Below are 16,160 nucleotides of genomic sequence, written 5' to 3' on the forward strand. Positions count from 1 at the left end.
GGCGGTCAGAGTCACCAGCACTGCGGTGTCGTCTCGATTGGTCGCCACGATGATGGCCGACGCGTGCTGGGCGCCGGTGAGTCTGAGCACGTCGGATTTGGTCGCCGAACCGTGGACGGTGACCAAGCCCATGGCCGATGCGGTGTCGAGCACCATCTGATCGGTGTCGACCACGACGATGTCGGACGCCGACACGCCGTCTCCGAGCATCGCGTCGACTGCGGTACGGCCCTTGGTGCCGAAACCGATGACCACGGTGTGATTGCGCACGCTGCGTCTCCATCGCTGAATTTTGAATGCCTGCCGGGACCGCTCGGTGAGAACCGACAGCGTGGTACCGACCAACAGAATGAGGAATAGGACCCGAAGGGGTGTGATGACCAGGATGTTGACCAGTCGCGCCGACGGGCTCATCGGTGCGATATCGCCATATCCCGTCGTCGACAGCGACACTGTTGCGTAGTAGAAGGCGTCCAGGAAGGACAATTCGCCGTTCTGGTTGTCGCTGTAACCGTCGCGATCGAGATAGACGACGAACGCCGCCAGGAACAGGATCCCCAGCGCCATCAGAACCCGCTTGTAGATTGCGCGCCACGGGCTCGATTCCAGTTCGGGTACCCGGAGCACTCCCACGAGGGCGAAGTCGGGCTTGTCGGTCAGCGCGCCGCTGTCACCCAAGCGCGCTCGAAACCTACCTGCCACGTCGCCCGCCGAGGTACTCGCCGATGTCGAGATCATTCACGGCACGCAGCGTAACCCCATGCCAGGCTTCCGTGCCGACGACGCTGGGTGTGGCACGGTATGGGCATGACACAGAGATCGAGTCAGGCAGCCGCACTGCGCCTCGCGGGACTGCTCGCCGGAGCCGGAGTTCTGCACTTCGCCACGCCGAAGTTCTTCGATGTCCAAGTACCGACGGCATTGCCCGGCTCGGCGCGGACCTACACGCAGGTCTCGGGTGTGGCCGAACTCGCCGTGGCCGCAACGCTGGCCGCACCACGGACTCGTCGACTGGGCGGTGCACTCGCGGCCGCGCTGTTCGTCGTGGTCTTCCCCGCCAACATCAACCTCGCGTGGAAGTACGTACAGAGCCCGAAGACCTCACCGGCTCTCAAAGCAGCGATGATCGCCCGGCTGCCGCTGCAGATTCCGCTGGTCACCGAGGCTCTGAAGGCTCGTCGGAACGCACCGTAGGCTCCGGCAGCTCGGGCCCGACCCGACCTTCCAGAAGCTGAGCCAATTCCGTTGCGTCCGGCAGGTTCTCGGGCGAAATGGTGTGACCGCTGCGCACGTAGTGGAACGCTGCGCGCACTCGGTCGAGCGGAACCGGTTCGGCGCGCCCGATGGACATCAGCTCGGCCCACGCCAACCGGTAGGCCGCGAGCTGCATCGCTACCGCCCGCTGTTCCGACGCCGTCGGCTCTGCGCCCGTCTTCCAGTCGACGACGGTCCAGCCGCCGTCCGCGTCCGCGAACACGGCGTCGATGCGTCCTCGCAGTACCGTTCCCGCCACGGAGGTCTCGAACGGCACCTCCACTTCGACGGGGCTGCGGAGCGACCAGTCCGATTCGAGAAACGCCTGCTGGAGGGTTTCGAGGTCGACGTCGGCCGAGGCTCCGGTGTCGGCCGAGCCCGGCAGTTCGTCGAGGTCGAGCAATCGGGTCGCGCCGAAACGGCGCTCGATCCAGGCGTGAAACGCGGTTCCTCTGCGCGCCAACGGGTTCGGTGGAAACGGCAGCGGCCTGCGCAGGCGTGAGGCCAACGCATCGGGGTCCGCCGCGAGGTCGACCAGCTGCGTCACCGACAGGTTGCCGGGAAGAGCCACGTCCACTCCCGCGACCGATCGTGCGGCCCGCTCGGCCAGCAGAGTGTCGACGTCCGCGGCCCAGTTCTCGGGGTCCTCCCGGGTTCGATCCTGGATGCCGTCACACTCTTCGCTCGGTGTGGCCGAGATGTCTGCCAGCGTGCGCAGCACTTCCTGCGCACCGCTCTCGATCGCTCCGCGCCTGGAGCCGAGTGGATCGCGTGGCCAGGACGCGGTGTGCGGCACGGCTCCGAGCGGGTTCGACGCCCCATCCTCCGGGGCGGGTGCCCACTGCTCGATCACCGCGGTGTCGGCGAATTGCTCGATGTGCGTGTGCAACTCGCCGAGAAACTCCGACGGCCCACGCGGCTTCGTGGCGGTCTCGTCCCAGTGATGCGCGGATACCAGCAGCACCCGTTCGGTTCGGGTGAGTGCCACGTAGAACAGTCGGCGATCCTCGGCGAGTCGACGCCTCGCCAGCGCATCCTTGTGACTCTTGACGGCGTCCTCGAGGTCCTTGCGATTGTGGAGTCGGTCGAGTTCGAGGACCGGAACGCCTTCCGAGCCCTCGCCGTCGAGTGCACGGTCACCGCGCAGCGACGGCGGCAACTCGGCCATCGCCCCGAGCCAGGTCGAGGATGCGTTCGCGGACGGGAACACACCCTTCGCCACGTGCGGGACAGCCACCACCTCCCATTCGAGGCCTTTCGCGGAATGGACGGTGAGCACCTGCACACGATGGGGCGCGACGTCGACCTCACCGGGGGCGAGGCCGTCCTCGACCGTCTCCGCCGCGGCCAGGAACGACAGGAATCCGGTGACCGTGGCAGTCGGGTTGTCGGCGTAATCGGCTACCACATGGGCGAATTCGTCGAGATGTTCACGACCGACCGCGCCGTCGGTGCCGCTCGGTGTGCGGGCCTGAGCTTCGACACCGATCCCTATGATCCGTTCTATGTCGCCGACCAATTCCGTCAGCGGCTGACCGATGCGGTCGCGCAGCAGGTGCAGTTCACCTGCCAGGGCGACGATCCGGCGATGCCCCACCTCCGAGTACCGCTCGGCCGGACCTGGATCGGCAATCGCGTCGGCCAGACCGGCCTGCTCCGACTGCTCGCCGGGTAGGGCATTACCGAGCGCCGCATCGAGTGCCTCCGGGTCGTCGACGCGACCTGCGGTGCCGTAGCCGCCGCGGATCTCGAGTTCTCGGGCGCGCTGCGAGAGTGCCCGCAGATCCGTCGGTCCGATCTGCCACCGAGAGCCGGTGAGGATGCGCATCGCCGAGCTTCCGGCAGTGGGGTCGGCTACCAAACGCAGCATCGCGATGATGTCGGCCACCTCGGGAACGTGCAGCAATCCACCGAGGCCCACGACCTCCACCGGCAACCCGCGGCTGCGCAGCACATCCGCGATCGGCTCGGCGTCGGCGTTGCGGCGCACCAAAACCGCGGCGGTGGGCGGCGTGCGATCCTGCTCGAGGGCAGCGCGGTACTCCCCCGCGATCCGGTCGGCGATCCACTCTCGTTCGCCCACAACGGTATCGGTGACGGCCAGTCGGACATCACCGGGAACCGCACCCGGGCGGGCCCGCAGGGTCGGCACCGGCACCCCGACGCGGCGCAGTGGGTCGGTGATCAGGTTGGCCAGCGTCAAGGCCTCGGGCGGATTTCGCCAGCTGGTGAGCAGCTCGAGCCGGGGTGCCGGGCTTCCGTCGGCCTCGGGGAAATCGGTGGCGAACCGAGGCAGATTTGCTGCCGATGCGCCGCGCCACCCGTAGATCGACTGCATCGGGTCACCGACGGCGGTCAGAGCCAACTGCGGATCGCTGCCGGAACCGAACAGCGACGACAGCAGGACGCGTTGGGCATGCCCGGTGTCCTGGTACTCGTCGAGCAACACGAGCCGGAATCTCTGCCGTTCGGCGATTCCCACCTCGGCATGCTCGGCGGCGACCCGAGCCGCCATCGACATCTGCGAGCCGAAATCCAGTGCGCCCTCGCGCCGCAGCGTCTGCGCCAGCCGTTCCACCAACGGCAGCAACCCGATTCGTTGATGTTGCGCGTCGAGGATGTTCAGCAACTCCTTGGTGGGGCCACCACGTTGTCGCGGTCCCGGCCCGAGAGTGTGCACCAGCGTCTCCAACTCGACGTGTGCATGGCGCAGATCCTCGGGATCGACCAGATGCTCGGCCAACTGACCGGAGAGTGCGAGTACGGCCTCGGTCACCGACGTGGGATTGCGGTCGGTGTCCAGGTCGCCGTCCCAGGTGCTGACGACACGGTGGGCCAGCTGCCACAGTTCGGTTTCCGACAACAGAGTCGCGGACGGTTCGATCGGGAGCAGCAAGCCGTGCTCGGTGAGCAGCCGGCCCGCGTAGGAGTGGTAGGTGCTCACTTCCGGCTCGGCACCGAGGATTCGCTCGCGCAGTGCCAGGCTGGGGTCGAGTGCGCGCACCAGATCGGATCCGGCCAGCCGAGCCAGCCGAGCTCTGATCCGAGAGGTCAACTGCTGTGCGGCTTTTCGGGTGAAGGTCAGACCCAGAACCTGGTCCGGGTCGACGAAACCGTTGGCCACCATCCACACCACGCGGGCCGCCATGGTCTCGGTCTTGCCCGCGCCTGCCCCTGCGACGACGAGCGTCGGGCCGGGCGGCGCTGCGATCACCGCGGCTTGTTCGTCGGTCGGTGGATGTTTCTGCCCGAGCGCCCGGGCGAGCTCGACCGGCGACACCCGTACCGAGCCGGTCCGTGTCTTCGTCGAAGTCGTCACTGCTCGGTCACCTGCCTTCCCGTCTCGTGTGCCGGGCAGCTGGACTTGACCGGGCAGTGCCTGCAGCCGTCGTTGATCCGCGCCTCGAACGTGGGTCCCTGCGTCGCCGATGCGGCCTGATGCACGGTGTCTCGCCACTCCTCGAGTTTCTCCGGTGTCGGCACTTGCTGGACACGCTGCGTCGCCCCGTCCTTGTTGTGGGGCTTGGCCACGAAGACCAGCCGCGCTCCGCCGGGCTCGCCCGCAGGCTCGCCCTCGATGGCACCGGCTGCCGCGGCGACCTGGTAGGTGGCCAGCTGATGATGGCCCTGGGCGTCCTCCTTGGACATCACGGTCTTGGCCGTCTTGACGTCGATGATCACCGGCCGACCGTCCGGATCGTGCTCGAGTCGGTCGATGCGGCCGCGCAACGCCACCGCCGGCTCGTCCTCCGACCGAGCGTCGAGGATGCCGTCGACGCGCACTTCGACTCCGGCCTCGGTGAGCTCGCCTCGACTGCCCTGCAACCAGGTCTCGAACGTCTCGAGCATCGCACCGGTTCGGTCGAGTTCGTGCCGTGAGAACCATTGCGATCCGAGATCCACTGCATCCCATGCTGTTTCGAGCGCACGCCGGAGTTGCTCCGGCGGTATCCGGCCGGCCACCGCCTGGACGAGAGTGTGTACGAGCGTGCCGGTGACCGCATGGGTGTTGGTGCCGTCGTTGCCGCCGTGACGTTCGAGCATCCATCGCAGCGGACAGGTGGAGAGTTGTTCCACCGTCGACGGCGACAGCGGCACCGGACCGTCGCCGAGCTGCCACAGCGGCGCGTCGGTGCTGGGCCCTGCCACTCCGAACCACTCGTCGGGATGCGCGCCTCGAACACCGGCGTCGGCGAGAGTCGCCAGATGCCGGGCCGCTCGGGCGCGCTTGTCCGGATCCTGTTCGGCGACAACCGGATCGCACACCACACTCCGTAGCTCGGCGACCAGCATGGGCAGCGCCAACACCCGGTGCGCAGTCTCCGGCACGGGGGTCCCGGGTGCGAGATCCGACTCGCCTCCGCCGTCGACGCCGCGTAGTTCGTCCACGAATCGCGATCGGACCAGATCCGCATCTCCGGTACTGGAATCGACGGCTGTCACGAGCAAGGTCGATCGAGCGCGACTGCACGCCACCAGAAACAGCGTGCGCTCCTCGGCCAGCAACGGTGCCGACTTCGACAGTCGCCCGTCGAGCACCGCTGCTGCATCGACCTTCCCGGATACGAGGTCGACCAGGGTGTCGGTGCCCAGCAGGCTGCCGCGTGACCGCAGCCCCGGCCACAGGCCTTCCTGTACCCCGGCGACCGCGACGAGCTCCCATTCCCGACCCGCGGCGGAATGCGCGCTCAGCAGCGTCACCGCGTCGGCCCGAACCGTGGGTCGGTGTGAGTTCAGGGTAGGAATCTCTTGCTGCGCAATGTAATCGAGGAATCCACCGATCTGAGCCCGCGGCAACCTGTCGACGTATGCTGCCGCCGCGTCGAACAGCGCCACCACCGCATCCAGGTCGCGGTCGGCCTGGGCACCGGCCGAGCCACCCCAGGCGGACGCGGTGGACCAACGCCGCTCGAGCCCCGACGCCTGCCACGCCGCCCACAACACGTCCTCGACCCCGCGGCCGGTGCGGGCGAGCACCCGTGCCTTCCGAACGACACCGAGGGCTCGACGCAACGGGGCGGACTCCACATCGGAGAGTCCGCCGATCCACCCGGCGCTCCCCCGAGTGTCGTCGGTGAGTACGACTCTGAGCAGCTCGGCGGAGTCGCGCTCGCCGCCCGATGCGAGTTCGAGCCTGCGCACGCCCCGGCGCAATCGCCGCAGACCCACCGGATCGGCCCCGCCGATCGGCCCGGAGAGCAGCGCGAGGGCATCTTCACCGTCGAAGCTCGGGTCGGAGATGGCACGCAGTACCAGCAGGAGACCCACGGCCCCGTGCTGGCGATGCAGCGGTAGCTCCGAGGTCGGGGTGATCATCGGCACCCCTGCGCCGTGCAGCGCCCGACGCAACGGTGCGAGGGTGCGCGGCACGGACCGCACCACGATCGCCATCTCGGACCACGGCATGCCGTCGATCAGGTGGGCACGACGCATGGCGTCGGCGATGATCGCCGCCTCCTTGGCAGGCGAGGACACGACGTGCACGCGCGCTGCCGGTTCACCGAAGCGTGCGGTGCCCACCGGTTCGGGACAGCGGTGCCGACCGAGCCCGGGCAACCGTCCGGCGATGATGTCGGTCAGCTCTGCGACCTCGGGAACGGACCGGTGATTGCGAGTGAGCATCACGCGACGCGGCGAATCCACCTCGACCAGGTCGGCCACGAAAGAGGGGTCGGCACCGCGGAAGGTGAACACGGCTTGATCGGGATCCCCGGCGACGACGGTGGATTCGGTGTCGGTTCCGATCAGCCGAACCAGCTGTGCCGCTTGCGGATCGAGGTGCTGCGCGTCGTCGACGACGAGGTGCCGGATACGGGCGCGTTCGCTGCGCAGCAATTCCGGATCGGTGGCGAACGCCATGAGCGCGGCACCGATCAGCTCGGCGGCGTCCAGACCCGGTGCCGTGGCTCCGGCCGCTTCCACTCCGACGGCACCGCGCAACAACATGGCCTGCTCGTATCCGGCAGCGAACCTCCCGACGGCAACCCACTCGGGTCTGCCGTGTTTGCGACCCAGTTTGACGAGGTCTTCCGGTCCGACCCCGCGTTCGGCGGACCTGAGCATCATATCTCGCACCGCAGTGACGAATCCCGCGGTGCCCAGTGCCGGACGCAGCCGCTCCGGCCAGTTTCCTGCTCCGTCCTCGAGATCGCCGCGCAGCATCTCACGCACCACGGCGTCCTGCTCGGCACCGGTCAGCAGTCGCGGTGGCGGATTGCCGTACAGCGAGGCCTGCAGCCGCAGCACCGCGAAGGCGTAGGAATGCACCGTGCGTACCAACGGTTCACGGGTAGCCCGCAGTGCGTGATCGCCGCTGAAGAGACCCGAGGTGATGACCTCGCGGACGGCGGTTGCCGCCCGTTTGGACTGGGTGAGCACCAGCACCGACTCCGGATCACCGGTGACGATGCGCGAGACGGCGTAGTCGGCCACGAGCGATGTCTTGCCCGTGCCGGGACCACCCAGGATCTGCCACGGATTCCATCGCGGTGCACCTGTCGCGGCCTCTGCTGCCGAGTCGGGCGTCGAGGACAGCAGCCGCGCTGCCGAGCCGGTCCACTCACGTGCCGAGCGAGCCACCTTGGGCGCACGCACGAGTGTGACCGTCGCGCCGTGTCTGCCGTCCGAGCTCATGACACAGATGCAATCACGAGCCACCGACACATCGGCCGCCGCCCGGACCGACCGCCGGCCCGGTCAGTCGAGCAGGCCGTCCCGCAGCGCACGCAGAACTGCGCTCGTTCTGTCGTTCGCACCGAGTTTGAGAATGGCCGACGACATGTGGTTCTTGACGGTTCCCTCGGCCAGATGCAGGGCGTCGGCTATCGATCTGTTGGTGTATCCGCTTGCGACGAGCCGTAGGACGTCGATCTCGCGGGCGGTGAGTGTGTCGGCGACTCCGACGTCGCTCGGGCCGTGCTTCCCGGCCCGGAGAGCGTCCAGCAGTCTCTCGGTGATGGCGGGTTGCGCCAAGGTGCGCCCGGCCGCGAGTTCACGTACGGCACCGCCGAGCCGCTCGAAGGTCACATCCTTGAGCAGGTATCCCTTCGCGCCCGCACGCAGCGCCCCGAGCACCAACTCGTCGTCGTCGAACGTCGTCAGAACCAAGACCGGAACCCGGATTCCTCTGTCCTGCAAGGCCCGAAGCGTCCACAGTCCGTCGAACCGCGGCATGCGTAGGTCGAGCAACACCACATCGGGAGGATCGAGTTCGATCGACGCGACCGCAGCGGCACCGTCGTCGGCTTCCCCGGTCACCTCGATGTCGGGGTCCAGTTCGAGCAGGCTGCGGATACCCTGCCGAACCAGAGTGTGGTCGTCGACGATCAAGACCGTGATCACGGTGCGGGCACCGTCGCCTGGACCACGAACCCGCGATCGACCGAAAACGTGACCGTGCCGCCCAGTCCTTCGATGCGCTCTCGGATTCCTTGCAGCCCGTGCCCCGGCTCGAACTCGGCCGACGCCCGGCCGTCGTCGCGCACCGAGACCGACAGCGCACCGGTCGGATCCGCGCGTACCTCGATCCACATCTCATCGGCATTCGCGTGACGAATGGTGTTGGTGATCATCTCCTGTACGCAGCGGACCACCGCCACCGCGCGAGCCTCGTCGACCCTGATCTCGGGGTCGACCGTCAGATGCACGACCGGTTCGGGTAGCCGGGCAACCAGTCGATCGAGCGACTCCCCCAGCACCGGAGTTCTGGCGCGGACCTCGCCGACGGTCGATCGCACGTCCCCGAGCAGGTCACGTGCGATGGATTGCGCCCTGACGACATGCTCGCGCGCAGGCTCGGGTAGCCGGTGGGACGCCACCTCGAGCTCGAGACTCAGTGCGGTGAGCTGGTGACCGAGCACGTCGTGCAACTCTCGCGCGATGCGCAATCGCTCGTCGGCACGGGAGGAATCGTCCAACAACGCACTGGCGGTGCGTAGTTCGGCGTGTGCGACCGCAAGTTCCCGGCGCAACCGAGCCTGTCGCAGCTGCGCGGTCACCGACAACGCACTGGCCACCTGCAGCGCTCCGTAGATCGACGTGATCAGTGCGATCTCCGAGATCCGTCCACCCCGGATCGCAACCGACACCCCCACACAGCAGGTGTAGACCGCAACGATGACCGCCACCGAGGACCCGGTCACCCGATACACGGCGAACGTCGAGGTGAAGACCAGCAGGATGGGCAACCAGCTTGCCGTCGGGGCGGTCAGCACCAGAATCGGTGCCAGCACCACCTGCACGCCGAAGCACGCGCGCACGAGACGATCCGGCAACCGGTCTTCCCACCACATGCCCGTGGTCTGGGCAACCAAGAAGGCCGCGAACAGCGAGGCCCAGACCCACAGCGGAACCGAGAGACCGTCGGCGATCGACCGATCGAAGACGACGAGAGCGCCCATCGCGACCGCGAGTGCGGACACGAACGCACCGGCCAGAACGTCGGGTCCGAGGCGTCTCATTCTGTCGACCCTATCGCCCGGTCCGCCCGCGCACCCCTGCCGAAAGTCACGATCACCTTCGGTGACGATCGGCACCTGTGCGCAGGCCACGGCGGATCTAGCGTCGAGATCGATACGATCGAGAAGGGAACATCGGATGGCAGCGATCGACGTTCGAGACATCACCCAGCGTTATCGAGAGCGCACCGCCGTGGCAGGCGTGCGCCTCACGGTCGCCGAAGGCGAGACGCACGGCCTGCTCGGGCGCAACGGCGCCGGTAAGACGACCCTGGTCGAAACCATTGCGGGCCTTCGTAAGCCGAGCTCCGGTGCCGTGCGAGTTCTGGGACTCGACCCCTTCACCGACCGCAATCGAGTACGCGCGGTTCTGGGAGTACAGCTGCAGTCCAACGACCTTCACACCGCGCTCACCGTTGCCGAACTGGTCGATCTGTTCGCCTCCTTCTACCGTCGACCTGCCGATCGAGACGCGCTCGTTCGTGCGGTGGGCCTGCACGAGCACCGCCGGGTGCGCTACGAGCGGCTGTCCGGAGGCCAGCAGCAACGGTTGTCGGTGGTGCTCGCCCTGATCGGTTCCCCTCGGGTCGTCATACTCGACGAGCTCACCACCGGACTCGACCCGGACGCACGACGCACCGTGTGGCGACTGATCGAGGACCTCCGCGCAGACGGTGTCACCATCTTGCTGATCAGCCATCACATGGACGAGGTACACCGCCTGTGCGATCGCGTCACCGTCCTCGATCGAGGCTCCGTCGTGGCCACCGGCACACCGGATTCTCTGATCACCGACGCCGGCCTGCGAGGCGACCGCCGGGCCACCCTCGAAGACGCTTTCCTGACGCTGACGGAACGGAGTTCGGCATGACCGCACACGAGATCCACGCTGCACCTCGTCCGGGCCTGCGCGCCACCGGCGCACTCGTCGGGGCCGAAATGCGCATGGTCACCCGGGACACGGCCGGCCTGATCGTTCCCATCGCCCTCCCGGTTCTCGTACTGGTGATGAACGGCTCCGGTACCTCGGCGGAGATCGTCGGGCCTGGCGCGATCACGGCATTCGATCGGTTCGTACTGCCGCTGGCCCTGACCATGATCATCGCCGTCATCGGAATCGTGAACATGCCGAGCTTTCTTGCGCTCTATCGCAAGTCCGGCGTGCTGAAGCGACTGTCGACGACACCGATCGGACCGACGCAGGTGCTGGCTGCGCAAGTGATCACCAGCGCCGTCCAAGCCACACTCGGAATCGGTATCGCTCTGTCCACTGCTGCCCTGCTCTTCGGAATCACTGCGCCGCACAATCCGATCCTGGTCGCGGCCGTTCTGGTACTCGGTGCCGCGGCGATGTACTCGCTGGGGATCGTGGTGGCCGCCGTCGCGCCGACAGCGAACTCGGCCGTCGCGATCGGCCTGACCCTGTTCCTGGTTCTCGGTGCCACCGGCGGACTGTTCGGACCGGTCGCGGATCTACCGGGTCCTGTTGCGGCCGTCGGTGAGGTACTGCCCTTCGGTGCCACCGTCACCGCGCTGGGATCTGCCTGGGCCGGAACGCCTGTCGACATCGGCGGACCCATCGGACTCGTGGTCGCGGTGATCGCCGGAACCGCCTGCGCGATCCGGTTGTTTCGCTGGTCCTAGCGCGATACGGCATAGTGGTCGACGTGACCGAGTTGAATCTGCACACGTTCGGACCCGCAGACGGTCCTGAAATCCTCGCCGTTCACGGTGTGACCGGCCACGGTGCCCGGTGGTGGGACCTCGCCGAGAACCACCTTCCCGAGGCCAGGATTCTGGCACCCGACCTCATCGGTCACGGGCATTCCCCGTCCACACCGCCCTGGGACATCGACGCACAGGTCACTGCGCTCAAAGCCGTGCTCGACGCCTATGCGCGTGGACCGGTCGTGGTCCTCGGCCACTCGTACGGTGGCGCGTTGGCCGTACATCTCGCGCAGAGGTTCCCCGAAGCTGTGCGGGCGCTGATTCTGCTCGATCCCGCGATCGCTCTGCCGCCGGAGGAGCTACTCGAGGTGGCCGAGGCGACCGCGAAATCCCCCGACTACACCGACGTCGACGAGGCGCGCTCGGAGAAGATCCACGGGGCGTGGGCGGACGTGCCCACCGAATTGCTCGACCGTGAGGTCGCCGATCACCTGATCCCCGCCGACGACGGAAAGGTCGCGTGGCGAATGTCGATTCCGGCCATCGTCGCGACGTGGGGCGAGCTCGCACGTCCGATCGTGGTCCCCGCCGAGAGTGTCCCGACCATCGTGGTGCGGGCCATGCGCGTCGAACCCCCCTATGTCACAGAGGAATTCCTCTCGGCGCTGCGAGACAAGCTCGGTGACAACCTACGAACGGTCGAACTGAACTGCGATCACATGGTCGGCCAGGCCAAGCCGGTCGAGGTCGCCGAGCTGGTGCGATCCCTGCTGTAGATGGCCCCGATCACCGAAGCCCAGGTCGAGAGAGTTCGCGCGTTGGTCGCGTCGATCCCCCCTGGATTCGTGGCCACCTACGGAGACATCGCGGCCGCCGCCGACCTGTCGAGTCCTCGCATCGTCGGATGGATCATGCGCACCGATTCCGCCGACCTGCCCTGGCATCGAGTCCTCGGCGCGAGTGGAAGGCCCGCCCCGCACCTGGCCTCGAGACAGCTGGAGACTCTGCGCAGCGAAGGCGTCCCGAACCACGACGGGCGCGTCCCACTGAGCTCGATTCGATTCGACTTCGGGGCGCTCCCACCGCCTCCGCCGCCGACCACTAATCTCGGAGAATGAGCATCAGGGACGCACTCGAGCAGTTCGATCCACGCCCCACGGCGAAGTTCGCGCTGTCGAAGGCGAGCAGCTTCGTCGCCTCTGCCGGTCTCGTCATCGACGAGGTCTCGGGCACCAGGGTGGCCGGGCACATCGAGTTGACGGATGAGCACTTCACGCCCTGGGGGGTCGTCCACGGCGGCGTCTACACCACTGCCGTCGAGAGCGCAGCGAGCATCGGTGCCAGTGAGGCGGTCAAGGATCGCGGTGAATTCGCAGTCGGCGTACACAACGGCACCGACTTTCTCCGCGCCAGCAAGGGCGGCCGCGTCGATGTTGTCGCAGAACCGTTGCAGCAGGGCCGTGTTCAACAACTGTGGCTGGTCACGATCACCGCCTCCGACAGCGGAAAAGTCATAGCACGCGGGCAGGTTCGCCTGCAGAACGTGCCGCTGCCGACATGACAGAGCTCGCAACGTGACGCAACCGGTCTGCGACGCGATCGTCCTCGCCGGCGGTCGAGGATCGAGGATGACAGATCCCGAGGACCCCGCTGCGCCGCACGAGGTCGACAAACCTGCCATGACCGTCGGCGGGCGCCGCATGGTCGACATCGCCGTGGACGCGGTGACGAGTTGTCGCAGAACGGTTCTGGTGGGTCCGACCCGTACCGGAGTGCCCGATCACGTGGTGCAGACTCGCGAGTCCCCCGCGGGCGGCGGCCCGGTCGCTGCACTCGCCGCGGGCCTGCGATCACTCGACGATTGTGAAGAAGGCACCGCAGATCTGGTGGTGGTCATCGCGTCGGATCTGCCGTTTCTCGACGCCGCGACGGTCGAGTCGCTGATCAATGCCGTATCGCGCTCGCAGACCGACGCCGTCTTCGCCCGCGACAGTGCCGGTCGTACCCAATTCCTGCTGGGAGTCTGGCGGCACGCCGCGTTGCGTTCCGCGCTGGCACAGCCGGATTCGGTGGAGGGCGCGCCCATGCGCACGATCCTTCCTGCCGATCATCTGGTGATCGCGGTGTCCGGTGTCGAGGACTGCGACACCCCCGCCGATCTTCTCGCCGCCCGTCTGGCCGCACAACAGCCGGAGACGCTCGAGGTGAGCGACGCACTCGAACGCGTTCGGAGCCGACTCCCCGCGTTGCCGATCCGTCGAATTCCCCTGCAGGACAGTGCCGGAACCGTGCTCGCGGAACCCCTCGTCTCCCGAACCGCGCTGCCGGCAGTCGACATCTCCGCGATGGACGGCTACGCCGTGTGCGGCACCGATCCGTGGACGCTCCGGTCCGACATCGCGTACGCCGGCACCTCCGACATCGCCCCACTCACCGAAGGAACGGCCGTGCGCATCGCGACGGGCGCAGCGCTTCCGCCCGGAGCGACATCGGTGGTTCGCGACGAGCACATGACCCGCGAGTCCGACGGATCGGCTCGACGCATCCCGACGGCATCGCAGTCCGACGACACGCGTCGACGCGGTGAGGACTGGCTGCCCGGTACCGAACTCGTCGCTGCCGGCACCCCGATCGATGCGGCCGTACGATCGCTCGCTGCCAGTGCAGAGGTGTTCGAGGTGGCAGTGCGCGGTCCGGTCCGCGGACGAGTAGTCATCAGCGGCACCGAGATTCGATCCACCGGACCACTCGCTCCCGGCGAGACCAGGGACGTGCTCGGATCGGTGTTGCCGGAGTACCTGGCGCACTGCGGCATCAGCGTCGTCGATGTGACGCTGCTCAAGGATTCTGCGACGGGGTTTCGAGACGTGCTGACCCGCACTCGGGACGTGGACGTGATCATCGTCGTCGGGGCAACAGGAGGCGGGGCTGCCGATCAGCTCCGCGGGACCCTCGCCGGCATCGATGCCGAGACCGTCGTCGGGCGAATGCGCATGCGTCCCGGCGGTTCTCAGATCACCGCGGCGTTGCCCGACGGCACAGTGGTACTCGGCCTACCGGGCAATCCGCTGGCGGCTGTCGGTACCGCGATGCTCGCCGCGCCCGCCATCGTCGATGCCCTGACCGGGAGAACGGTGCGCCCATCACGGATCGGCCTGTTGTCCAATGCTGCCGAGGTTCGATCCTCGACGCCTCGTATCGTCCCGGTCACCGCGGACGGCACACGGTGGCTGGCAGATACCCGAGTCCGCACGGCGCACCTCGCTCACCTCGTCGGCCGCGACGCACTGGCTGTGATCCCGGCCGAGGTCAGCGCCGACGAGCCGGTGACAATTCTTCCGTTGCCGCATCACTAGTTTCACCGAGAGATCGAACACCCTCGCGGTAGCGCGCGACCACGAGATCGACGATCGCGGCATGCACTCCGAGCGGCTCACCGACGCCGTCGGCTCCGGCGTCGGCCAGACGGTTGTGAAAGAGGCCGCGCGCCAACAGATACGACGCCACGAACACACGTGCGTGCCCGGCTTCTCGCAGGGTCGACACCGCGTCGGACACGGTGGGGGTACTGGTGGCGACGTAGCCGATACTGACCGGAACTCGCGCGACATCGGCCAACATCGCCGCCGCGCGCCGGTGTTCTTCCAACGCACGAGCATCGGACGATCCTGCGGCCGCGAGCACGATCGGATCGCACGAGCGCCACCCGGCGTCACGGAGTCGATCGACCATGACTTCCGCCAGTACCGGATCGGGTCCGAGAGCGCGGGTGACGGCGACGGACGTGTGAGCGCTGTCGGCGATCTCTCGCGGCACATCGGTGTGCACGTGGTAGCCCGACGCGAGGAAGGCGGGAACCACGACAGCCGAGCCGGCGGTGTCGCGCAGCACCTCGGCCGGTGACGGCCCGAGTACGTCGACGAATGCCACGCGCGTGGTACCGATCTGCGCCGACACAGCATCGGCGAGTGCGGCGACCATCTCGACACCACGGGGGTTTCGGGTGCCGTGTGCAACCAGAACAAGAGTCGGTGTCATCAGTACTTTCCCCCTTCTACGACGGCCACTCGATCAGCCGGTTCTTCGGAATCGCAGTCCGTCTCGGTCTCGATGTGATCGAGTGCGATGCGATAGCCACGCTTGACCACGGTCTGGATAGCTTTCGGCGCGCCCAGCGAGGACCTGAGTCTGGTCATCGCCGTCTCCACAGCGTGGGTGTCGCCCCCTCCGCCGGGCAGCGACGCCAACAGGTCCTCGCGGGAGACGACGCGTCCTGGATTGCGAGCCAGTGTCTTCATCAAAGCCATGCCTGCTGGGGACACCGGTCGAACTTCACCGTCGACCACCACGCACTTACCGCGGACACTGACCACGTGACCGCCCGCATGCAGACGACCGGTGCGCCTCGGCAGTTCTTCGGCGATGTGCCGCGCGAGTGCCCCCAGACGCGCCCGGGTCGGCTGTGTGGTGGCCACGTTCAGCTGTTCGAGGGGCGCGGCCGTCACCGGCCCGACGCACACCGGCAGCACCCTCGATCGCATCGACTGCAGCAGAGGTTCGAGCACACCGTTCTCGTCGGCGCGCATCAGCATCGACGCCACCGCCGGTGCCGAGGTGAAGCTGAGGGCATCGAGATCACCGACGATGACGGCTTCGATCATGCGGTCCATCGGGCTCTGGTCGTCGGGCGCTGTCCAGCGGTAGACCGGCACCGGAACCACCTCGGCTCCCGCGCAGCGCAACACCTCGCAGAAATCGGGGACCGGCTCCCATTCGGTGGTC

Annotated in this window: 14 protein-coding genes; 7 read left to right on the plus strand and 7 right to left on the minus strand. The window is 67.5% G+C overall.

Annotated features, from left to right (window positions below; translation table 11 throughout):
* Window positions 1-702, minus strand: a 702-nt coding sequence (locus A2J02_RS01805) for a potassium channel family protein (protein ID WP_068046014.1), incomplete at its 3' end; no start/stop codon positions are given.
* 105 nt (window positions 703-807) lie between these two features.
* Here A2J02_RS01805 and A2J02_RS01810 point away from each other — a divergent pair.
* Window positions 808-1,194 carry a DoxX family protein gene (locus tag A2J02_RS01810; protein WP_068046016.1) on the plus strand — a complete coding sequence of 129 codons (387 nt, stop codon included), beginning with the start codon at window positions 808-810 and terminating at the stop codon, window positions 1,192-1,194.
* Here the strand turns inward: A2J02_RS01810 and A2J02_RS01815 are convergent.
* The 4 genes from A2J02_RS01815 to A2J02_RS01830 form a co-directional block, all read right to left on the minus strand.
* On the minus strand, window positions 1,157-4,573 hold the full coding sequence (locus tag A2J02_RS01815; protein WP_068045988.1) for an ATP-dependent helicase: 3,417 nt from the start codon (window positions 4,571-4,573) through the stop codon (window positions 1,157-1,159). The genes A2J02_RS01810 and A2J02_RS01815 overlap by 38 nt on opposite strands.
* Entirely contained in the window at window positions 4,570-7,887 is a 3,318-nt protein-coding gene (locus A2J02_RS01820) for an ATP-dependent helicase (RefSeq protein ID WP_068045991.1), read from the minus strand. Before A2J02_RS01820 ends, A2J02_RS01815 begins: the two co-directional genes overlap by 4 nt.
* A gap of 63 nt (window positions 7,888-7,950) precedes the next feature.
* Window positions 7,951-8,595: a response regulator gene (locus tag A2J02_RS01825; protein WP_068045994.1), complete on the minus strand. Its 645-nt coding sequence runs from the start codon at window positions 8,593-8,595 to the stop codon at window positions 7,951-7,953.
* Window positions 8,592-9,713 carry a sensor histidine kinase gene (locus A2J02_RS01830; RefSeq protein ID WP_068046018.1) on the minus strand — a complete coding sequence of 374 codons (1,122 nt, stop codon included), beginning with the start codon at window positions 9,711-9,713 and terminating at the stop codon, window positions 8,592-8,594. Before A2J02_RS01830 ends, A2J02_RS01825 begins: the two co-directional genes overlap by 4 nt.
* Before the next feature lie 136 nt (window positions 9,714-9,849).
* Here A2J02_RS01830 and A2J02_RS01835 point away from each other — a divergent pair, with 136 nt between their 5' ends.
* Genes A2J02_RS01835 through A2J02_RS01860 form a run of 6 tightly spaced genes read left to right on the plus strand, consistent with a single transcriptional unit; the run spans window position 9,850 to window position 14,734 of the window.
* Window positions 9,850-10,581 carry an ABC transporter ATP-binding protein gene (locus A2J02_RS01835; RefSeq protein ID WP_068046004.1) on the plus strand — a complete coding sequence of 244 codons (732 nt, stop codon included), beginning with the start codon at window positions 9,850-9,852 and terminating at the stop codon, window positions 10,579-10,581.
* Window positions 10,578-11,354: an ABC transporter permease gene (locus A2J02_RS01840; protein WP_068046007.1), complete on the plus strand. Its 777-nt coding sequence runs from the start codon at window positions 10,578-10,580 to the stop codon at window positions 11,352-11,354. The genes A2J02_RS01835 and A2J02_RS01840 overlap by 4 nt, the downstream gene beginning before the upstream one ends.
* 14 nt (window positions 11,355-11,368) lie before the next feature.
* A complete protein-coding gene (locus A2J02_RS01845; RefSeq protein WP_197477901.1) occupies window positions 11,369-12,154 on the plus strand; it encodes an alpha/beta hydrolase in 786 nt (261 codons plus the stop codon).
* Window positions 12,155-12,496, plus strand: a complete 342-nt coding sequence (locus A2J02_RS01850; RefSeq protein ID WP_068046009.1) for an MGMT family protein — start codon at window positions 12,155-12,157, stop codon at window positions 12,494-12,496. It begins immediately after the preceding gene.
* The gene (locus A2J02_RS01855; RefSeq protein WP_231893689.1) at window positions 12,493-12,939 is read left to right on the plus strand and encodes a PaaI family thioesterase; all 447 of its coding nucleotides are present in this window, start codon (window positions 12,493-12,495) and stop codon (window positions 12,937-12,939) included. The genes A2J02_RS01850 and A2J02_RS01855 overlap by 4 nt, the downstream gene beginning before the upstream one ends.
* Window positions 12,940-12,952: 13 nt before the next feature.
* Window positions 12,953-14,734, plus strand: a complete 1,782-nt coding sequence (locus A2J02_RS01860; RefSeq protein WP_331712035.1) for an NTP transferase domain-containing protein — start codon at window positions 12,953-12,955, stop codon at window positions 14,732-14,734.
* Here the strand turns inward: A2J02_RS01860 and A2J02_RS01865 are convergent.
* Together A2J02_RS01865 and A2J02_RS01870 are read right to left on the minus strand one after the other, a co-directional pair.
* Window positions 14,688-15,416, minus strand: coding sequence for a sirohydrochlorin chelatase (locus tag A2J02_RS01865; protein WP_068046011.1), 729 nt, complete (start codon window positions 15,414-15,416; stop codon window positions 14,688-14,690). The genes A2J02_RS01860 and A2J02_RS01865 overlap by 47 nt on opposite strands.
* Window positions 15,416-16,160 (minus strand): uroporphyrinogen-III synthase (locus tag A2J02_RS01870; protein ID WP_082899464.1); only part of this gene is annotated, 745 nt, incomplete at its 5' end. The genes A2J02_RS01865 and A2J02_RS01870, both read right to left, overlap by 1 nt.

The sequence above is a fragment of the Rhodococcus sp. EPR-147 genome, assembly GCF_001647185.1.
Classification (GTDB): domain Bacteria; phylum Actinomycetota; class Actinomycetes; order Mycobacteriales; family Mycobacteriaceae; genus Rhodococcoides.